The sequence below is a fragment of the Candidatus Methylobacter oryzae genome (assembly GCF_003994235.2).
Classification (GTDB): Bacteria; Pseudomonadota; Gammaproteobacteria; order Methylococcales; family Methylomonadaceae; genus Methylobacter_A; species Methylobacter_A oryzae.
The window spans coordinates 43,213-63,234 of record NZ_RYFG02000025.1 but is presented as its reverse complement, the minus strand read 5'-3'; the positions used below and the strand labels follow the sequence as shown (position 1 = coordinate 63,234).

The 20,022-nt window shown below is 46.7% G+C and carries 17 protein-coding genes; 4 read left to right on the top strand and 13 right to left on the bottom strand.

Annotated elements, in window-relative coordinates; genetic code table 11:
- Window positions 1–3: 3 nt before the first annotated feature.
- From dnaJ to EKO24_RS05100, 6 genes are all read right to left on the bottom strand, one after another.
- The gene (gene dnaJ, locus EKO24_RS05125) at window positions 4–1,143 is read right to left on the bottom strand and encodes a molecular chaperone DnaJ (RefSeq protein WP_127026799.1); all 1,140 of its coding nucleotides are present in this window, start codon (window positions 1,141–1,143) and stop codon (window positions 4–6) included.
- Window positions 1,144–1,355: 212 nt separating this feature from the next.
- On the bottom strand, window positions 1,356–3,290 hold the full coding sequence (gene dnaK / locus EKO24_RS05120; protein ID WP_127026798.1) for a molecular chaperone DnaK: 1,935 nt from the start codon (window positions 3,288–3,290) through the stop codon (window positions 1,356–1,358).
- 69 nt (window positions 3,291–3,359) lie between these two features.
- Window positions 3,360–3,971: a nucleotide exchange factor GrpE gene (grpE, locus tag EKO24_RS05115; RefSeq protein WP_127026797.1), complete on the bottom strand. Its 612-nt coding sequence runs from the start codon at window positions 3,969–3,971 to the stop codon at window positions 3,360–3,362.
- 63 nt (window positions 3,972–4,034) lie between these two features.
- Window positions 4,035–5,093: a heat-inducible transcriptional repressor HrcA gene (gene hrcA, locus EKO24_RS05110; RefSeq protein ID WP_127026796.1), complete on the bottom strand. Its 1,059-nt coding sequence runs from the start codon at window positions 5,091–5,093 to the stop codon at window positions 4,035–4,037.
- 258 nt (window positions 5,094–5,351) lie between these two features.
- Window positions 5,352–5,540, bottom strand: a complete 189-nt coding sequence (locus EKO24_RS05105) for a hypothetical protein (RefSeq protein ID WP_127026795.1) — start codon at window positions 5,538–5,540, stop codon at window positions 5,352–5,354.
- 2 nt (window positions 5,541–5,542) lie between these two features.
- Window positions 5,543–7,825, bottom strand: coding sequence for a DNA translocase FtsK (locus EKO24_RS05100; RefSeq protein WP_127026794.1), 2,283 nt, complete (start codon window positions 7,823–7,825; stop codon window positions 5,543–5,545).
- A gap of 204 nt (window positions 7,826–8,029) precedes the next feature.
- On the opposite strand from EKO24_RS05100, the gene trxB reads away from it, so the two are divergent.
- On the top strand, window positions 8,030–8,986 hold the full coding sequence (trxB, locus tag EKO24_RS05095; RefSeq protein ID WP_127026793.1) for a thioredoxin-disulfide reductase: 957 nt from the start codon (window positions 8,030–8,032) through the stop codon (window positions 8,984–8,986).
- A 46-nt stretch (window positions 8,987–9,032) separates the two neighbouring features.
- A complete protein-coding gene (aat, locus tag EKO24_RS05090) occupies window positions 9,033–9,728 on the top strand; it encodes a leucyl/phenylalanyl-tRNA--protein transferase (protein ID WP_127026792.1) in 696 nt (231 codons plus the stop codon).
- On the opposite strand, the gene EKO24_RS05085 is transcribed toward aat, so the two are convergent.
- Together EKO24_RS05085 and EKO24_RS05080 are read right to left on the bottom strand one after the other, a co-directional pair.
- Window positions 9,722–11,263 carry an HDOD domain-containing protein gene (locus EKO24_RS05085; protein ID WP_127026791.1) on the bottom strand — a complete coding sequence of 514 codons (1,542 nt, stop codon included), beginning with the start codon at window positions 11,261–11,263 and terminating at the stop codon, window positions 9,722–9,724. The genes aat and EKO24_RS05085 overlap by 7 nt on opposite strands.
- 131 nt (window positions 11,264–11,394) lie before the next feature.
- Entirely contained in the window at window positions 11,395–11,820 is a 426-nt protein-coding gene (locus EKO24_RS05080) for a CBS domain-containing protein (RefSeq protein WP_127026790.1), read from the bottom strand.
- Window positions 11,821–12,302: 482 nt separating this feature from the next.
- On the opposite strand from EKO24_RS05080, the gene fusA reads away from it, so the two are divergent.
- Window positions 12,303–14,387, top strand: a complete 2,085-nt coding sequence (gene fusA, locus EKO24_RS05075; RefSeq protein WP_127026789.1) for an elongation factor G — start codon at window positions 12,303–12,305, stop codon at window positions 14,385–14,387.
- Between the two features lie 129 nt (window positions 14,388–14,516).
- On the opposite strand, the gene EKO24_RS05070 is transcribed toward fusA, so the two are convergent.
- The 3 genes from EKO24_RS05070 to surE form a co-directional block, all read right to left on the bottom strand.
- The gene (locus tag EKO24_RS05070) at window positions 14,517–16,136 is read right to left on the bottom strand and encodes a tetratricopeptide repeat-containing response regulator (RefSeq protein ID WP_127026788.1); all 1,620 of its coding nucleotides are present in this window, start codon (window positions 16,134–16,136) and stop codon (window positions 14,517–14,519) included.
- 420 nt (window positions 16,137–16,556) lie between these two features.
- Window positions 16,557–17,219, bottom strand: coding sequence for a protein-L-isoaspartate(D-aspartate) O-methyltransferase (locus EKO24_RS05065; protein WP_127026787.1), 663 nt, complete (start codon window positions 17,217–17,219; stop codon window positions 16,557–16,559).
- Window positions 17,216–17,971: a 5'/3'-nucleotidase SurE gene (gene surE / locus EKO24_RS05060; protein WP_127026786.1), complete on the bottom strand. Its 756-nt coding sequence runs from the start codon at window positions 17,969–17,971 to the stop codon at window positions 17,216–17,218. The genes EKO24_RS05065 and surE overlap by 4 nt, the downstream gene beginning before the upstream one ends.
- A 74-nt stretch (window positions 17,972–18,045) precedes the next feature.
- Here surE and EKO24_RS05055 point away from each other — a divergent pair, with 74 nt between their 5' ends.
- Window positions 18,046–18,597, top strand: coding sequence for a Smr/MutS family protein (locus EKO24_RS05055; protein WP_127026785.1), 552 nt, complete (start codon window positions 18,046–18,048; stop codon window positions 18,595–18,597).
- Window positions 18,598–18,677: 80 nt separating this feature from the next.
- On the opposite strand, the gene EKO24_RS05050 is transcribed toward EKO24_RS05055, so the two are convergent.
- Together EKO24_RS05050 and EKO24_RS05045 are read right to left on the bottom strand one after the other, a co-directional pair.
- Window positions 18,678–19,754: an aminoglycoside phosphotransferase family protein gene (locus EKO24_RS05050; protein WP_127026784.1), complete on the bottom strand. Its 1,077-nt coding sequence runs from the start codon at window positions 19,752–19,754 to the stop codon at window positions 18,678–18,680.
- 54 nt (window positions 19,755–19,808) lie between these two features.
- A complete protein-coding gene (locus EKO24_RS05045) occupies window positions 19,809–20,015 on the bottom strand; it encodes a SlyX family protein (protein ID WP_127026783.1) in 207 nt (68 codons plus the stop codon).
- Window positions 20,016–20,022: the final 7 nt, after the last annotated feature.

Below are 20,022 nucleotides of genomic sequence, written 5' to 3'. Positions count from 1 at the left end.
GATTTATCCTGTTAATTTATCGAAAAAGCTTTTTACGCCGTCAGTCCATGAAGTTTCTTGAGGACTATGATGCTTGCCGCTGCCGGATAACGATTCACTGAGCTGCTCAACCAGGGCTTTTTGTTCTTTGGTCAGGTGTACCGGTGTCTCAACCTGTACTTTGCACATCAAGTCGCCGACCGGCCCGCCTCTGACCGGCTTAACACCTTTGCCGCGCAATCTGAATAATTTTCCGGTTTGTGTCTCAGCCGGGATTTTTAACAATACTTTACCGTTCAAAGTCGGCACTTCCAGTTCGCCGCCTAAACAAGCGGTAGGGAAGCTGATCGGCACTTCGCAATATAAGTTTGCGCCGTCGCGGGTAAAAATTTGGTGGTCCTTGACTTGAACCTGGACGTAAAGATCGCCTGACGGTCCGCCGTTCTCCCCGGCTTCGCCTTCTCCGGCCAAACGTATGCGGTCGCCGGTATCGACGCCTGCCGGAATTTTTGCGGACAAGGTTTTGTTCTCTTGAACCCGGCCCTGACCGTAGCACACGCCGCAAGGATCCTTGATCTGCTTGCCGGTTCCGCGGCAAGTAGGACAAGTTTGCTGAACGGAAAAGAAACCTTGCTGCATCCTGACTTGTCCGTGACCGTGACAAGTGGAACAGATAATAGGACTGGAGCCTTTTTTAGCGCCGGAACCACTACATTCGCCGCAAGTAACCAATACCGGCACTCGGATCTTGGCGTCGGTGCCGAATACAGCTTCTTCAAGCGTTAATTCCAAATTGTAGCGCAAGTCCGATCCGCGTTGAACGCTGCTGCGCTGCTGTCTTCCGCCTCCGAAAATATCGCCGAAAATGTCGCTGAAGCTTTCACCCGCTCCAAAACCTCCGAAACCGCCGGCACCACGGCCACCGCCCATTGAACCATCAACACCGGCATGGCCGAATTGGTCGTAAGCGGCGCGCTTTTTAGGGTCCGACAAAACTTCGTAAGCTTCTTTAACCTTTTTAAACTTGGCTTCCGCTTCCGTCGGATTATCTTTATTCCTGTCCGGATGAAACTTCATTGCTTTACTGCGATAGCTTTTCTTAATCTCTGCATCACTGGCGTTTCTGTCTACACCGAGAAGCTTGTAATAATCTTCTTTTGCCATGGTTTAATATTCTACTGTTTGGATTTTGGTGATTATCTTCGTCTGACTTTGTCCGACATACTCCGGGAAGAGGATAAGAGCCTGGTTACTAAACCGCAAAAAGAACACGAAGGGGACACGAAGTTTTTTTCTTCGCGAGCTTCGTGTTCTTTGTGGTTTTATGCTTGAGTTAATGTAGCAGGAATGGTTCCCTGCTACATTCGACTTACATTTTATTTCTTATCGTCATCCTTAACTTCTTCGAACTCGGCGTCAACAACGCCGTCGTCCGCTGAAGCATGATGCTCTGAAGAAGCGTGAGCTTCGGATGCGCCACCTTCAGCCCCGCCTTTTTGTGCATAAACACGTTCGGCCAGTTTACCTGATAACTCGGTTAAGTCATGCGTTTTAGCTTCGATAGCTTCTTTATCGTCACCTTTAACCACGGCTTTCAATGCTTCAATCGCTTGCTCAATGCTGGATTTTTCATCGGCGCTGACTTGGTCGCCCAGTTCTTTCAGTGATTTTTCAGTCGCATGAATCATACCGTCAGCGTGGTTACGCGCCGCTACCAGCTGAGTCAGTTTACGGTCTTCGTCCGCGTGCGCTTCAGCGTCTTTAATCATCCGTTCAACTTCGTCATCCGATAAACCGCTGGATGCTTTAATAACGATAGATTGTTTTTTACCGGTCGCCTTGTCTTTGGCCGATACGTTCAAGATGCCGTTCGCGTCGATGTCGAACGCAACTTCAATTTGCGGCACGCCGCGCGGTGCAGGTGGAATATCGGCCAAATCGAAACGTCCCAGCGATTTGTTCGCCGACGCGACTTCACGCTCGCCTTGCAATACGTGCACGGTTACCGCAGTTTGGTTGTCATCCGCGGTAGAGAACACTTGCGATGCATTGGTTGGGATCGTGGTGTTTTTCTCGATCAGCTTGGTCATCACGCCGCCCATGGTTTCGATACCCAATGATAATGGGATAACGTCCAACAACAGTACGTCTTTAACTTCGCCGCCCAAAACGCCCGCTTGGATCGCCGCCCCCAAAGCTACCGCTTCATCCGGGTTAACGTCTTTGCGTGGTTCTTTACCGAAAATGGATTTCACCATTTCCTGTACTTTCGGCATACGGGTTTGACCGCCGACCAAAATTACGTCGTTAATGTCCGATGCTTTCAACTTCGCATCTTTCAATGCCATTTCGCATGGGCCTTTGGTACGGTTGATCAGCTCTTCAACCAGCGATTCCAGTTTGGCGCGAGTCAATTTAACGTTTAAGTGCTTAGGACCTGATGCATCCGCGGTAATGTAAGGCAGGTTCACATCGGTTTGCTGGCTTGAAGACAATTCGATCTTGGCTTTTTCCGCCGCTTCTTTTAAACGTTGCAACGCTAACGGATCGTTATGCAGGTCAACGCCGCTTTCTTTTTTAAATTCCGACGCCAGATATTCGATAACTCTTGAGTCGAAATCTTCACCACCCAGGAAAGTATCGCCGTTAGTCGATAACACTTCAAATTGATGCTCGCCTTCGATTTCAGCAATTTCAATAATTGAAATATCGAACGTACCGCCACCTAAGTCGTATACAGCAATTTTGGTGTCGCCTTTCGGTTTGTCCATACCGAAAGCCAATGCCGATGCAGTCGGTTCGTTGATAATACGTTTAACTTCAAGACCGGCAATACGGCCGGCATCTTTAGTCGCTTGACGTTGCGAATCGTTAAAATAAGCCGGCACGGTAATAACCGCTTCGGTGACTTCTTCTCCTAAATACGCTTCAGCGTCCTTTTTCAGTTTCATCAAAACGCGGGCCGAAACTTCAGGTGCAGCCATTTTTTTGCCATGCACTTCTACCCAGGCATCGCCGTTTTCGGCTTCGACGATTTTATACGGCACCATTTTGATGTCTTTTTGCACGACATCGTCTTTAAAGCGGCGGCCGATCAAACGCTTGATCGCAAATAAGGTGTTTTTGGGATTGGTAACGGCTTGACGTTTTGCCGACTGCCCAACCAATACTTCGTCGTCACTGGTAAAAGCAATAATAGACGGCGTAGTACGCGCGCCTTCACTGTTTTCAATAACTCTTGCGACGCCGTTTTCCAAAACCGCGACGCACGAGTTTGTTGTTCCTAAATCTATGCCGATTATTTTAGCCATTGAATTCTCCGGGCTTGTATTTATTTAAAAGTAAAAGTTGTTACAGATATAAGGCTGCTTTATTTGATTTCAAGCCTGTTCATCAATGTTAGGAGTATCTGTCGGCTTCTTTTCCGGCGCCTTGGCAACCAGAACCATTGCGGGACGAAGTAAACGCCCGTTCAACATATAACCTTTTTGGAAAACATTAACGACCGTATTCGGCACAGCGCCTTCTACGGCTTGCATAGCCATCGCCTGATGCTGTTCAGCATTAAACGGTTGGCCTATCGGGTCAATTGTTTCAATTTTGAATTTTGCAAATACTGATTCGAACTGCTTGATCGTCAGTTCGCTACCTTCACGGAACTTTTTCACTTCCTCACTATCGCCTGTTGCAGCCTGTAAGCCCAGCAGCAAACTGTCTAATACCGGCAGCAATTCTTTCGCGAAATTAGTCAATGCAAACTTGTGAGCATCTTCCAGGTCTTTTTGCGTTCTTCTTTTCAGGTTTTCCATTTCCGCCTGTGCGCGAACCGCTTTATCCCAGTTCTCCTGGGCTTTTTGCTCAGTCTGGGCCAGTGCTTGCTGCAGTTCCTCAACGGTAGGCTCGTGCTCAACTAATTCTGTGTGCGGTTGCTCTGTAACCGTTTCGTTTTCAGTTTTAACCTGAGATTCAGGCGCTTCCTGATCAGTACTCATTATTTATAGCTCCATAACGTTTAAAATTAATATCCATGCCCGACGGCACTAGAAAGACATCATTTATAGTGGGGTCGTTGATTTCGGATTCAAGGCGGCGCCCAACAATTTTGCCGTCACATCGACAAAAGGGATGATTTTTTCATAAGCCATACGGGTCGGTCCGATAACGCCCAATACGCCGACCACTTCATCGCTGACCGAATACGATGAGGTCACCAGGCTGCAATGATCGAAAGCTCGATAACCGGATTCTTCGCCGATAAATATCTGTACGCCGTCGGCTTTCATGCATTGATCCAGCAAATGGATAACGCCCTGCTTCTGGCTGAATGCTTCAAACAGGTTTTTTAGCCGTTCCATGTCCGACAATTCCGAAAAACCCATTAAGTTGGTTTCGCCGGTCAGCACATAATCATCTTTTTTATTGTCTTGGTCGAATGCCAGTTGCGCCATTTTTACCGCATCCAGCATGCCCTGATTCATGCGCTCCTGATCGTCCTGCAACTCTTTTAGCAGCGCTTTACGCACCTCATCGAGGCTGCGGCCGGAATAAATCGAATTGAGGTAATTAGCGGCCTGTTGTAATTCGGCTGGGCTGAATATTTTAGAGGTATGGATGATTCTGTTATGAACTTCCTGCTCATTGGTAACAAAAATAACCAAAACACGGGTATGTGATAACGATAGAAACTCAATATGCCGTAAACAAACCACCTCTCTTTTCGGAAGGGTTACAACCCCGGCCATCTGCGTTAACTCCGATAGCAGGCGGGAGGCGGTGCCGATCACATTATTAGGATCTTCGTTGACCGACAAGCTTTGATGCAGCAAAGTTAAATCTTTCGACTCCAACGGTTTAACCGTCAACAAGGAATCAACGAATAAACGATAACCGCTGACTGTAGGCACTCGTCCGGCCGACGTATGCGGCGAATGCACCAAGCCCAGGTCTTCCAGGTCGGCCATGACGTTGCGAATGGTTGCCGGACTTAAATTTAAATCCGAATCTTTTGATAAAGCCCGGGAACCTACCGGTTGACCATCACTGATATAACGTTCGACCAGCGTTTTTAACAGCTGTAGCGACCGCTCATTTAAAACCTGCGTATTACTACTCACACCAACCTCTGCGACTAAAATTAGCACTCCATCAAGACGAGTGCCAGCGCGGCAAATTATCAGCTCGTTACGCTGTTGTCAATAAGCCCAAGAGGTTGATTATTTTCTTGTATATCGAATGACTATTTCCAGAAAACCATGCATCTTACGCAACAGCCCTCTATAATTAACTCGCCGAAACATCACGGCTGAATACTGATTGCGTAAAACCACAATTAAGTTGTTGAATGCGATTTTAAGCGCTTCGCTTCATTCAGATCAGGCTTTGATCCAGTGATATGCCAAAGCAAATATAAGCAACTGCAGAAATGCCAAGCCCCAGAAATAAAGCCCGAAAAGAACAATTTTAACGTGTATGGGCTGCTGGGAGGCTTTGCGCCTGATCATAACGATACCGCCCAAAGTCGCCATCAATGCGATGGCGGCTCCGATCAACGCAATATTCACCGTTAATCCCTTACAGGAGGAGGCGCCAACACGACTCTTGAGCCGTTGCTTTCCGGAGGACTGACAACACCGGCCGCTTCCATGTCTTCGATCATCGTTGCGGCGCGGTTGTAACCGACTTTAAAGCGTCTTTGCACGCTGGATATAGAAGCTTTACGGGTCTCAGTGACAAATTGCACGGCCTCGTCGTACAAGGCATCGGTTTCTGAGCCGTTACCGCCACCGCCGCCACTCATGCTATAGCCGTCGCTGGAATCGGAAGAATCCCGGGTGATATCTTCCAAATAATTGGGCGGCGCGGTTTGTTTTAAAAACTCAACCACGCGATGCACTTCATGATCATCGACAAATGCGCCGTGGGCGCGCATCGGAATACTGGTGCCCGAGGGTAAGAACAGCATATCGCCATTACCTAGCAAAGCCTCCGCTCCGCCTTGGTCGAGAATCGTGCGCGAGTCGATACGCGAAGATACTTGGAACGAAATCCGGGTTGGCACGTTAGCTTTAATCAAACCGGTCAATACGTCGACCGATGGGCGTTGCGTGGCTAATATTAAATGGATACCGGCCGCCCTCGCCTTTTGCGCCAAGCGCGCAATCAACTCTTCAACTTTTTTGCCGACAATCATCATCATATCGGCTAGTTCGTCGATTACAATGACGATGCTGGGCAGAGTGGTTAAAGAGGGATACTCTTCCCCTTCCTCCAGCGGATTGATCATTTGGAACATCGGATCGCGAATGGTCTCGCCTCTTGCCGTTGCGTCTTCTATTAACTGATTAAAACCGGCTAAGTTCCTGACGCCCATTTTGGACATTAATTTATAGCGCCTTTCCATTTCCGCAACCGCCCAGCGTAGCGCATTGCTGGCTTCTTTCATATCGGTTACGACAGGGGTTAGCAAATGCGGAATACCTTCATAAACCGACAATTCCAGCATCTTCGGGTCAATCATGATCAAGCGCACCTGCTCCGGCGTGGCTTTATAAAGCAGGCTGAGAATCATCGTATTGATCGCGACCGATTTACCGGAACCCGTGGTACCGGCAACCAACGCATGGGGCATTTTGCCAAGATCGGCAACCATCGGCGTACCGGCAATGTCCTTGCCCATCGCCAACGTCAGCAACGATTTTGATTTTTCAAACGGCGACGACACCAATAACTCGCGTAAAGTCACCATCTCCCGCTCGCGGTTAGGAATTTCAAGACCAACCACCGACTTGCCGGGGATAATTTCAACGATACGAACGCTGGTAACCGACAAAGCCCTGGCCAGGTCTTTAGACAAGGTACTGATACGGCTGACTTTAACTCCAGCCGCAGGCTGTAATTCAAAACGGGTAATAACCGGACCGGGATGAAAACCGACTACAGAGACGACGACATTAAAATCAGCCAGAATATCTTCCACTAAGCGCGACATTTCTTCGAGGTCGGATTGAGAATATCCTATAACGCGAGTGTCTCTATGATCCAATAGCTCCAGGGAAGGCAAAACGCCTTTACTGGCGTCATATTTAACGGCCGGCTGTTTTTTGGCGGGAATCGTGTTTTTTGCTATTTTTTCAACTGGCTTTTCGATATTCGTCGGTATGACTTTAGCGAGGATTTTCTTCTTAGGCTCGGGTCTTGCGGGTTTATTAACTAATGCTTGGGCGCGCTTGGCTGAATGATCCTGTAATAGCCCTAAAATGGTGGTGCAAAAAAAACGACAAATAAATACGGTATATTTACCGATAACATCGATCAGCGCGACCCATGACAAACCGGTAACTAGAGTGACTCCAGCCAGTAAAACCACTAACAAAAGCAGTGTTGCCCCTGAATTGCCTAACATAACCAGCAAGGCATTGCCGGTTTCCTGGCCTAAAATGCCCCCGGTGTTGCTGGGTAGCTCGATCCCTATTCTCAACAGATATAAATTTAATAATGCAGAGCCTGAAACAATGGTTGCGATAGACCCTACCCATTGCAGCGCAATGACCGTTTTTTCACGATCTTGCCTGCCTTGAGTGTAAATCAGGTAACCTTGCCAAAAAATAATAACCGGAAACAGGTAAGCGACCAGGCCGAAGCAACTGAGCATGAAATCCGCAATCCATGCGCCAAGAACACCGCAAGCATTGGAGACCGTCTGCACTGATCCGCTGTGCGTCCAACCTGCATCTTCATTACTAAAAGTGACCAACGAAATTAAAAAAAATAATCCGCTTGCGATAAAGCCCAATAAGGCGACTTCACGCAAACCGCGAAAGGGTCTTTCTTCCATCACAGCAGCCATGTTCAACAACTCGTCATATAAATTACCAAGAAAACATGATTATAGATCAAGAATGCAATGTTTTACATTAGTAATCCCCCGAATAACCCCCAGTGTTCACAGTTCTTCCAATGTTCTCCAACCATACGGATAAAAACAGTTTACGAAACACGCTTTCATCTTCATAATTAATTTTTTGCCTCCCCCTCTTGCAAAGGTTCTTTAATGAGTAATCCAAAACATTGCCGTCTTTTAATTCTAGGCTCCGGACCCGCTGGTTATACGGCCGCGATTTATGCCGCACGCGCCAATATGAATCCGGTTATTATTACCGGTATGCAACAAGGCGGTCAGTTGACTACAACGACCGAAGTGGATAATTGGCCCGGTGATATTGAAGGCCTGCAAGGGCCGGCGCTAATGGAAAGGATGCTCAAACATGCCGAACGCTTCAACACCGAGATCATTTTCGACCATATCCATACCGCCGATCTGTCCGCCCGCCCTTTCACGTTAACCGGCGATTCCGGCACCTATACTTGCGATGCGCTTATTATTGCGACCGGCGCTTCAGCTCGGTATCTAGGCATGGAGTCCGAAGAAGCGTTCAAAGGCAAAGGCGTCTCCGCTTGCGCCACTTGCGACGGTTTTTTCTACAGAAATAAACCGGTTGCAGTCATTGGCGGCGGCAATACGGCTGTTGAAGAAGCGCTCTATTTAGCCAATATCGCCTCAAAGGTTATTGTTGTGCATCGCAGGGACAAGTTCCGTTCCGAGAAAATCTTGTCCGACAAGCTGATTGAGAAATCGCAAAACGGCAATGTCAGTATCGAATGGAATTCCCAGTTGGACGAAGTGCTGGGCGACGATATGGGCGTTACCGGCCTTAGAATTAAAAATGTCCAGGATGGTTCGACCAAAGAACTGGATGTGCATGGCGTATTTATAGCGATTGGCCACACGCCCAATACCGGTATTTTCGAAGGCCAACTGGAGATGGAGCACGGCTATATTAAAGTTAAAAGCGGCATTCACGGAAACGCCACCGCAACCAGCGTTGAAGGTGTATTTGCCGCCGGCGACGTAATGGACTCTGTTTATAAGCAAGCCATTACATCTGCCGGCGCGGGCTGCATGGCAGCGTTGGACGCGGAAAAATTCCTTGATGAATTAGTCGGCTAAGCTGCATCCGGATCTCCTTTCAGCTCGGCATCTTGAAATTTAAGCCATGCGACTGACGGTTCTTGACCCCGGAAACCCAGAGCAAGATTTCCCGTTAGTGAGTCAAGCGCTCCGCGAACCGGACGGTTTGCTCGCTATCGGGGGGTGCCTATCCCCAAAACGTTTGCTGAATGCTTATCGGCATGGCATCTTTCCCTGGTATAACCACGACGAGCCTATTTTATGGTGGTCGCCTGACCCGCGCCTGGTTTTATTTCCCGATAAGCTGATCATTTCCAGTAGTTTACGAAAAACCTTACGCAAAAATATTTTTTCAGTAACTTTTGACCGCGCCTTTAATCAAGTCATTACCGCCTGCGCAGCTCCTCGTAAAGATAGTGCAGGCACATGGATTACTGAAGAAATTAAGACTGCATATAATCAATTGCATCAAGCCGGATTTGCTCACTCTATTGAAGCTTGGGATGGCGATGAACTGGTTGGGGGATTATACGGGGTGACATTGGGCCAGGTTTTTTTAGGCGAATCGATGTTTCATACCAGAACCGACGCCTCCAAAGTGGCTTTTGCCGTTTTGGTTCAACAACTTAAATATTGGGACTATCAATTAATAGACTGTCAGGTGCACACCAAGCATCTGGCAAGCTTTGGCGCTGAAGAAATTGATCGGGATTATTTTGTAAAGCTACTCGACCAATATTGCGACAGCCCTGCCAAGCCATCCGCTTGGCAGTCTCAATAAACATTATCTTGATCGGCACCGCCGCCTTTTTTTCCGCTAGCGGCACGCTGCATACGATAAACGGTAACGCCTATATTGGCTTGCTGGGCAAAATATTTGAACGTATTAAACTCTTCTGCCGTTAACGGTTGATTATTAATTGCCCGATCGGCATAAATCAATCCGATAGGCGTTTTATTGGAAAAAATCGGCATAAGAAAACACTCATTTTTTCCAACCACATGAATATCCCGAAGAGTGTACAACTTAGCATTAACCGAAGGTTTAGCCCAGAATGGCTGTCCGCTGGAAAACGCATGAAAAAATAGATTAGCCGGCGTATCTAAAATATCGAAGAGAATCTTATGCTCATACGATTCTTTACGCCATCCCAAAGACATCCTTTCTTTAAGGGTTTGTTTATCCGCACCTAACAGGGAAAAAATCGTTCGATCCATGCCTATGCCTCGATGAATCCCTTCAAGCACAGTTTCCAGCAATAAATTAATGTCAATCCGGTCACTTATTATTGACATAATATCCTGCGAAATTTGCAGTTGCAGCTGTTTTTTATCAACAACCGGCGTCACTTCTTCCATCTTGAACGCTTGAGTTAAACGGCTTTGAATGATCATCGCCGCATCGGTGGCTCCAAATTGACAAGCGATATCGGATGCGGTGGCGGTATTATTTTGAAGCTTCTCTTTTATAACTCTTCTACTCTGTTTGGTAAGGGTCTCAATTTTGCTGACACAAACTTCATATTTTCTTGAACCGACCCCGTCCTTCAATGCATCGGTTATTTCATAACCTAAATGGACCAATTCCACCCTGGGATTTTTGGAAAGCGGGCCCGATTTAATCGATTCCTCCACTAGACTGCCTAATTTCCAGGCCTTACTCAAGGAAGCGCCCAGCTCTGTCAATTTAAAACCCAACACTTTTTTCTCGGCGTCTTCTCGACTGAAATTTTCTTTATTTATCAGTGTCTGAATGCGATCTCCCTGCTCACCGCAAAAACACCAAAAAGAAATACTGCCAATATGATTAAGCAGCGTAGCAATAAAAACCTCTTCCGGCGATTTATCGTTCAGCGCAATCGCTATCGACTTCGCATGTACTGCCGCATGAATGGCTTGGGCTATTTCTTCATTGGCCTGCTCCTTATTAGTCGACGAGAGAATGGCCTCAAAAAAAGAGCATACCAACGTTAATTCCCGAATAACCTCGGAACCAATCATAATAATGGCACGGGATACGGTAACCATTTTCTGACGAGATGGATTGTAATGAGGCGTGTTACTGATTTTTAATAATTTAACCGTAAGATTCGGGTCCTGCAAAATAACGGAAGCCAACTCCATAGCACCTTTTCTGTCATCGTTTAAGATATCGTGAATACAGAGGGCGGTATTCGAAAATATAGGCATTTCCTCATTGCAGAGCACATGCGTCCATCCATTAAGCGTCAGCGGTTCCGCTATAATTTTGGGAGGGATTATTTGCATGTCCATTGCAATCATATTGAGTTCCAGAGGATCGTTCTTCGATGTCATTTGTTTTTATATTAATATCTTAATGCCCGCCCAGGCGGGCAACATCTACTCAGTCATACCGGCAAAGACGCAATTGGCTATTTTCTACCGATTAAAGATCATGAGTTCAATTCCATTTAATAGTCATATAGTTATGGGTTCACGGATTGTTGTTTTAGATAAGTTTTTAGAAAATCCTTCCAAGTAACGATACCTAAGATAGCCCCGTCATTGCCGATAACGGGCATGCAGGATATATCCGCATCCAACATTCTTTGCACGGCAACATTGCAATCAGTTTCAGGCGTTACAGTATCAAGCTGACGGGTCATGACCTGATGAGCGCGTTTTCTTAATGTTTCTTGATCGCGTAAAGTTTCGGCAGCTGTATGAATATAAGGACTCAGCGCCCGCAACAAGTCCCGGTCGGAGATAATCCCCGCAAAAGTGTTATCCGATTCATCTTCAACCAACAAATGGTGAAAATAGACATGATCAAAGATCTCTTTGATCTCCAATAGCTCAGTATCCATATTAACTGTAACCGGATTGGTAGTCATAATATCGGCGATAATCATAATCGGAACCCCTGCTTACAATCGGTCATTTTACAATAACGAAGTCAGTAACTATAGCTGCAAAATAGATATTACCTAGGCTTTACAAAGTAAAAAATGCTTGGAATGATGCCTGCATAATTTCTAAACCCATCACCAATATCTGACTAAATTTGGCCGTTTTAACTTTACTACAACACAACACATGGGTTTTCTATGTTTTTACTAAAGTTTTTAGGTTAAAATAGAAAGCTTTCGAAGCTGGACGAGTGAGCAGCGATGGTGACCATAAATAAGCACCTCACTCGGCTTTGAGCTACTTGCATGTATCCGACGCATTTCATCCACTCCGTTGGCTACCGCCACCGCGGTCTTAGGTTGTGTGACTGCGGTTACGGTATGTAGCCTACGCCCCGGTACGATTCCTCAACAAGCTTTACTTTATGAGTTTATTGAGAGTGGTCACCACAAAAGTTTTTTATGCCCAACTTTAGAGTGAAAACATGACAGATTTATCGCATTACAGAAACATTGGTATCTTCGCCCACGTTGATGCCGGTAAAACAACGACTACCGAACGGATTTTGAAACTCACCGGTAAAATCCACAAAATCGGCGAAGTTCATGAAGGCGAGTCAACCATGGACTTTATGGAACAGGAAGCGGAACGAGGCATCACCATCCAATCGGCCGCTACCACTTGTTTCTGGAAAGACCACCGCTTCAACATCATCGATACTCCAGGCCACGTTGACTTTACTATTGAAGTTTACCGTTCACTGAAAGTTCTGGACGGCGGTGTCGGCGTGTTCTGCGGTTCAGGCGGCGTGGAGCCCCAATCCGAAACCAACTGGCGCTATGCCAACGATTCCAAAGTCGCCCGTCTTATTTACGTCAACAAGTTGGATAGATTAGGCGCCGATTTTTACCGCGTCGTCAAACAAGTCGAAGACGTGTTGGGTGCGGTACCGGTCGTGATGACCCTGCCTATCGGCCGCGAAGACCAATTCTCCGGCGTGGTTGACCTGTTAACCCGCAAAGCTTGGATTTGGGATAACTCCGGCGACCCGATGAAATACGAAATTCAAGACGTGCCTGCCGATATGGAAGCGGATGTCGAAGAATGGCGCGCGAAGCTGATTGACCAGGTCGTCGATCAGGACGACGACATCATGGAAAAATATCTGGAAGGCGAAGAGCCCACCATTGACCAGCTCAAGAGCTGCCTCCGCAAGGGCACCATTAAAATGGATTTCTTCCCGACCTATTGCGGTTCTTCGTTCAAAAACAAAGGCGTGCAATTGGTACTGGATGGCGTTATCGATTATCTGCCCAGCCCGACTGAAGTCAATCCACAACCGGAAGTCGACCTGGAAGGCAACCCGACCGGCGAACACGCGATTGTCGATGCCGACCGTCCAGTGCGTGCATTGGTCTTTAAAATTATGGACGACCGCTTTGGCGCTTTGAATTTCATCCGGATCTATTCAGGTCGCCTGAAAAAAGGCGATACCTTGTTGAATACCTATACCGGCAAAACCGAACGTGTCGGCCGTATGGTGGAAATGCACGCCGATACCCGTTCCGAAATCGAGACTGCACAAGCCGGCGATATCGTTGCGCTGATCGGCTTGAAAAACGTTCAGACCGGTCATACTTTGTGCGATCCTGACAAACCGGCCACTCTGGAGCCGATGGTATTCCCTGATCCCGTTATCTCTATCGCCATTTCGCCTAAGGATAAAAGCAGCAACGAGAAAATGGGCATTGCCTTGGGCAAGATGATACAGGAAGACCCTTCATTCCGCGTTGAAACCGACGAGGAAAGCGGCGAAACCATCATCAAAGGCATGGGCGAGTTGCACCTGGATATCAAAGTGGACATCCTGAAACGTACTCATGGCGTTGAAGTGAACGTCGGCAAGCCACAGGTGGCTTACCGCGAAACCATCACCAAACGCGTTGAAGACGAATACACGCACAAAAAACAATCCGGCGGTTCAGGCCAATACGGCAAGATCAACTACATCATCGAGCCGGGCGAGCCAGGCAGCGGTTTTGTGTTCGAATCGACTGTAACCGGTGGTAACGTACCGCGCGAATACTGGCCGGCAGTTGAAAAAGGCTTCAAAGCCAGTATCGACAAAGGCGTGTTGGCAGGTTTCCCATGCCTGGATTTCAAAGTAAACCTGACCGACGGCGCTTTCCATGCGGTTGACTCGTCAGCTATCGCTTTTGAAATCGCTGCTCGCGCAGCGTATCGTCAGTCCATTCCCAAGGCGGCTCCGCAATTATTGGAACCGATTATGAAAGTAGACGTGTTCTCGCCTGAAGCGAACGTTGGTGACGTGATCGGTGACTTAAACCGCCGTCGCGGCATGATTAAGTCTCAAGATGCCGGTATTACCGGGGTGCGTATCAAAGCTGACGTACCGCTGAGCGATATGTTCGGTTATATCGGCGACTTGCGCACCATGACTTCCGGCCGCGGCCAGTTCTCCATGGAATTCTCGCACTACATGCCGTGCCCGAAAAACGTAGCGGACGAAGTTATCAAAGAAGTAAACGAGCGCGAAAAAAAGAAATAAGCTGTAAATCCGGCCGGGCAGCTCATCTGCCCGGCCACACTTCTTCCCTACTCCGACGGCACTCCTAAAACTTAGAGCTTTTGAAGCTCATAGTCCTTCTTTAGCCTTTAAATGATACGTACCCTTAGGCTAATGAATTGAATCTACAATACCATCTAACTCTTTTTGGATATTACCGATTTGATCGTGAGTAACACCTATTTGAATAGCCTTATTAATATAAGACTGAGCTTGCTTTAATTTTTTAACATCGGGTTTAGATCTTTTAAGGTCGTGAATAATAATTTTCAATAAATTTAAAGTGATCGTTTGGTTATTCGGCATTTTTTCGATAGCATCTTCAAAAACCGCTAACGCCTCTTTGATCCGGCCTTCTTTAAATAAGCTAACCCCTTCGTTATTAATATCAATTAACTCCTGCTTTATCCGATTGGTCAAATTCTTGGCATAATTTTCGTCAATAAACGTGCTGCACATTTTATCTATTTCAGCGATAAAACTTTTATCATCGATATTGGTTTTAATTAAATCCTCAAGGATTTCGTCGACAGTATTATTAGCCCCGCTTAAATAACTGAGCTTTGCCATTTCCAGGCGCAGCTCCCTGGATATTTGCTTGCCAAATTGGTCATTTAATTTGAAAGCTTTTTCATAACACCTCTCCGCCATTGCGCCGTTATGTTTTGCGTTCTGAATCTCGATTTCCAAAATAGCAGCTCTAAGCCTTGAATCGGGATCATTAAAAAAAGACTTATTCATCTCATTTAATATCTTCATTGCGTCATTGGCGGAATTAGACTTTAAGTGAGCCCTGGCTAGTCCTGAAAAATCATTGGACGATCCATGTACAGAATACTTGCCTAAATTAACGGCAGCTTTATAAGCTTTTTTTGCGATCTCAATATTTTCAACTTTATCGGCCAACGAAGCTAAGCGTTGCTGTCTTAAAATAGTTTGAGGAGAAATATCTATTGCTTGGTTAAGCACAGCTAATGCTTCTTCATCATCGCCTAAAGCTTCATACGACTTTGCCAACCAATCATAAGCTTCCAGCATCATAGGGTATTGATCAATAAATTGCTTAAGCGATTCAACGGACTGCTCATAATCGCTCTCTAAAAAGGCAATAATGATTAAGCCCAACTTAGCCCAAGGTAGATCTCTTTCTGCCAAAATTTCTTCATAAATTCTTTTGGCTGTTTTAAAGTCCCTGATGATAAGGGCTAATTCGGCATGTATCTTTAATACCTGCAAGTGTGTTTTTTTATTGCCCTGCTGGAGTAGTTTTTCGCAGTTTTGTATTGCCTGATAAACATTGCCGCTATCTATTTCCCGCTCAATACTGGCAAGATATTCTTTACGCGCAATACAGCGTTCGATTCGGGTTGAAAGTTGTAAGCGGTTAAAGGGCTTTATCAGATAATCATCAGGCTTGCAATCGAGAGCACTGAGCACCATGTTCTTGCTTTGCTCAACGGTAATCATGATAAAAATAGCGCCGGAAGGCAGTAACTTATAATACTTTGCTTCTTCCAGAACCTGCTGGCCGTTTTTACCATCGCCAAGCTGATAATCGCAAAGAACGATATCGAATTGACGGCGTCTCATCTCAACTATTCCGTTAATGCCGGTTCCGGCTTCAACAATATGCCGTGCATCTAACGAATATAATATGTGTTTAATAGTCTCTCGTATGATCGATTGATCCTCGATCACCAGAATCCTTTTTGAATCAAAGCTCATTTTCATAATGACCCGATATTATCCTTAAATTGGCGTATAAAAAATTTTATAATTGTGAGCTTTATTGCAAAAAAATAGATTAATTATACGTTTAGCCTCTTCGAAAAGAAGAAGCCTAATCAGGACAAAGGCCCGCATGGCTATTTATGCGGACTGTTAATACGAAGTGAATTCAACCCATTAAAAACGACCGATTTTTCTAACATATCAAGAATCAGAAGCAATGGAAAGGCCGGAAAGAATTGCAGTTGGGCCACTTTCTTGCGGAAAAGTTTTTAGCAGTCGATGATTAAAAACATGAAAACCGTACTACAGGATTATCCAGTTAACAGTGCAAGATGAGCTTGATAGTTATGGAGCGATCGTCGCACCATATTCTACGGTATCGGTAAAATAACGCTGATCGTACAATGACTTAAAAAACTGTTATTTTCTCCCCGATAGAAAAGGTACAAAAACAACCGGCTCTAACTTTTCAACTTCATAGCCGTTTTCTGTACGCGTGACTCTCTGTAGCCGTTGGCTGCTGCCTTTACCGATTGGAATAACCATCACACCACCCACAGCCATTTGCTCCAACAACATTTCCGGTATTTCCGGCGGCGCGGCCGCAACCAGAACACCATCATAGGGCGCATGCTCCTGCCATCCCCAACCGCCATCACTGTGCAGGTAACTGACATTCTTGAGTTTTAAACTCCACAGACGATCCTTGGCTTTTTTCTGTAACGGCGCGATTCTTTCAACGGAATAGACGTGATCGACTAACTGCGCCAGAACTGCCGTCTGATAACCGCAGCCGGTACCTATTTCCAGCACATTTGTTAACCGTCCCGACGATGACAGCAACAACTCCGTCATTTTTGCAACAATATAGGGTTGAGAAATCGTTTGGTTATAGCCAATCGGTAACGCCGTATCTTCATAAGCCCTACTGGCCAAAGCCTCATCCATAAAGATATGTCTGGGCGTATTACGCATGACATCCAAAACCTTATTATTGCTGATGCCCTGCTCCATTAACCGCTTGATCATGCGCTCACGAGTGCGCAAAGAGGTCATGCCTATACCTTGCAGGCTTTGAATCATAAAATATTCTCCCTGGGCAACCATGCCTTTAAATCGTTGATTCGTTCATATCTAGTCAAATCCAGTTGCAATGGCGTAACCGACACAAAACCTGTATTAATCGCATGAAAGTCAGTTCCGGGGCCTGCATCCTGTTCAGCCCCCGGCGGTCCGACCCAATAGATAATACGTCCGCGGGGATCTTCTCCCTTAATAACCGGCTCCGATTTATGCCGCTGCCCTAGCCGGGTTGACTGGTAGCCTTTTAAATCTTTAATAGGCACATCCGGCACATTGACATTAAGAATAGAATCTTGCGATAAAGGGTTATTAATTAATTGCCGCAACAATGTCACCGCAACATGGGCAGCGGTTTCAAAATGAACGGGATTACTGCCGACCAGCGAAATAGCGACAGCAGGCAAGCCCAAAAAACGCCCTTCGGACGCCGCCGCAACAGTTCCTGAATAAAGCACATCATCGCCTAAATTGGAGCCGTGATTAATCCCCGCAAAAACCATATCCGGCTCATTCTTCAACAAACCGGTTATTGCCAAATGCACGCAGTCGGTCGGCGTACCGTCAACTTTAATAAAACCATTGTCTGCTTTATAAGCGCGTAACGGCATCTCCAGCGTTAAAGAATTACTTGCAGCACTACGGTTTCTATCCGGAGCCACTACCGATATATCGGCATGCAGACTCAATGCATTGGCTAATGCGTTAAGTCCTTCAGCCAAGTACCCATCGTCATTACTTAACAAAATATGCATTATCAATCGCCCTGAAGCGGATTAAGCTATAAAATCAGCCATATTAGCAACAATACACAACAAAATCAGCTTTCGTGGCAAAAAAAAACCTTACTCCTGAAGACAGCAATTTATTCCGTATCAGTATCGGCAAAGTGCGCCCTGTAAAAAGCGATAAGGTACTGTTAACAGAAGAAAAAAAGCCCAAACCATTCCCTAAGTCGCAAGCCGTTAACGTAGATGAACACTTAAGCACTCTAGTTGAGCTTGATGTCGAAAAAGTAAGTCTTGAAGACTCATTGAGCTTTACGGCTCCGGGCCTACAACATAATGTATTAAGAAAGCTGCGCAAAGGGCATTTTGGTCTGGATGCGGAAATCGACCTGCATGGACTTAACAGCAATGAGGCAAAACAGCAACTGCTGCATTTCCTGCACGACTGCGTACGAGACGGTTGCCGCTGCGTGCATATCGTCCACGGCAAAGGTTACCGTTCGGCCGATAACCATCCCGTACTAAAAAATAATCTCAACGTATGGTTGAGACAGCACAAAGACGTCCAGGCCTTTTGCTCCGCACCTCCTAAAGATGGCGGGACCGGAGCGGTTTTTGTATTGCTCCAGCTTACTGAAAAATATGATACGTAGGAGTCCCGCCTTATTTATACCAAAGGGCATAAGTTTCGTTGAGCAGGCAAGCTGCTCAACTCAGCTTTATACCCGACGCTTCATATCGGCAGGACGGAGAAGGCGTCTAATTCTTCAACAGCGGCAGCCGTTCGGCGGATCAGCTCCAGGTTACAGTCCAAACGCATCATGCCGCCTACGGCGAGCGTAACCACCATCGCTTCGAAAGCGTAAGTAAGATGGGCGCGATAACGTTGTACTAAAAGGCTGTTATCAACGTCTGTTATGCCGTTATCGGCCAACGTTCGGGCATATTTGACCAGCAATTCCGCTTCATGAAGCTTTCGCATTTCAGGGTTAAGCGCAGTGGCCAGAAAATACGCCACATCGCTAACGCCTTCGCCGATACGAACCAGTTGCCAGTCCAGGAAACCGACCATCGACCTGTTTTTGTTCCAGAATAAATTACCAGGATGACAATCGTGATGAACCAGCGTTTTCGGTGCATCGGAAAGAAAGCGCATCGCAGCCCGACGATGCCGAGCATAGTGAATTGCAGGATTATGAAGAACCGAAGATATATGGGTTCCGGCCAACCGTAAGCCGCGCTTCATCAACGGTACCGCCAAAGCCGTTCCCAGCGCATCTTCCAAAAGCCGGATTGGCCCTGCCAACCAGCGATAATTGGGGTCGCGGTGCGCATTATTCCAAAAGCGTGCATGGCTACAGGCAAGTTGCTCTATCACCAACCCCGCTTGCTCAAGCGTCAACGTATCGTTAGCGGAACTGGGAACGCCGGCAAATTCCGCAACATCGGCAAGCACCAATGTCGAACCGCGCCCGAACCGGCTCTGCGCGGCCAAGCAGACCGGCTTGCTCAGGGGCACAGCTTCCGCCAATTCGTTATAAAAACGCACCTCGGTCTGTAGCAGTCGGGGTAAAGTCGTAATCATCCTGGCCCGCCATGACAACGACGGCAATTTTACGAACCAGCGGCTCGGCAGAGTACTCGGGCCATTATGTTCGACAGCAACACAAACCCGCGTGGTCGTGCCAATATCGACATCAACAACATCGACTCTGGCAACTTTGGTGTTGGCATCGTGCTTATCAACAATTTGCTGAGCCCAGGCAACCGTTAAGTCGCTGGGTCGACGTACGAGAATAGTCTGCTTCATTATTGTTATATCTGAATTTTTGTCGCTATCCGGAACTGATCCGGGATGTAACGGCTAGTAGTGCGGAGGCACTTCCTCAACCTTTTCCCCGCCGCTGCCTTCAATGGACAAACCTTTAATGCGCTCGTTGAGCATTTTGCAGGTAGCTTCGAGACGCTCTATTTGTTGCTGTTGCCCGGCGACTATTTTGTTCAATTCTTGCAGCAAATCTTCCTGATAAGCGGCTTTTATTTCCAACTCGATGATGCGTTCGTCATTCATAGACGGC

Excerpts from the sequence above, each read along its gene's own strand:
- grpE (WP_127026797.1), bottom strand. The coding sequence starts at position 3,971 with ATGAGTACTGATCAGGAAGCGCCTGAATCTCAGGTTAAAACTGAAAAC.
- surE (WP_127026786.1), bottom strand. The coding sequence starts at position 17,971 with ATGCATATTTTGTTAAGTAATGACGATGGGTACTTGGCTGAAGGACTT.
- fusA (WP_127026789.1), top strand. The coding sequence starts at position 12,303 with ATGACAGATTTATCGCATTACAGAAACATTGGTATCTTCGCCCACGTT.
- EKO24_RS05085 (WP_127026791.1), bottom strand. The coding sequence starts at position 11,263 with ATGACATCGAAGAACGATCCTCTGGAACTCAATATGATTGCAATGGAC.
- dnaJ (WP_127026799.1), bottom strand. The coding sequence starts at position 1,143 with ATGGCAAAAGAAGATTATTACAAGCTTCTCGGTGTAGACAGAAACGCC.
- aat (WP_127026792.1), top strand. The coding sequence starts at position 9,033 with ATGCGACTGACGGTTCTTGACCCCGGAAACCCAGAGCAAGATTTCCCG.
- EKO24_RS05050 (WP_127026784.1), bottom strand. The coding sequence starts at position 19,754 with ATGAAGCAGACTATTCTCGTACGTCGACCCAGCGACTTAACGGTTGCC.
- trxB (WP_127026793.1), top strand. The coding sequence starts at position 8,030 with ATGAGTAATCCAAAACATTGCCGTCTTTTAATTCTAGGCTCCGGACCC.
- EKO24_RS05100 (WP_127026794.1), bottom strand. The coding sequence starts at position 7,825 with ATGGCTGCTGTGATGGAAGAAAGACCCTTTCGCGGTTTGCGTGAAGTC.
- dnaK (WP_127026798.1), bottom strand. The coding sequence starts at position 3,290 with ATGGCTAAAATAATCGGCATAGATTTAGGAACAACAAACTCGTGCGTC.
- EKO24_RS05065 (WP_127026787.1), bottom strand. The coding sequence starts at position 17,219 with ATGATTCAAAGCCTGCAAGGTATAGGCATGACCTCTTTGCGCACTCGT.
- EKO24_RS05070 (WP_127026788.1), bottom strand. The coding sequence starts at position 16,136 with ATGAAAATGAGCTTTGATTCAAAAAGGATTCTGGTGATCGAGGATCAA.
- EKO24_RS05080 (WP_127026790.1), bottom strand. The coding sequence starts at position 11,820 with ATGATTATCGCCGATATTATGACTACCAATCCGGTTACAGTTAATATG.
- EKO24_RS05045 (WP_127026783.1), bottom strand. The coding sequence starts at position 20,015 with ATGAATGACGAACGCATCATCGAGTTGGAAATAAAAGCCGCTTATCAG.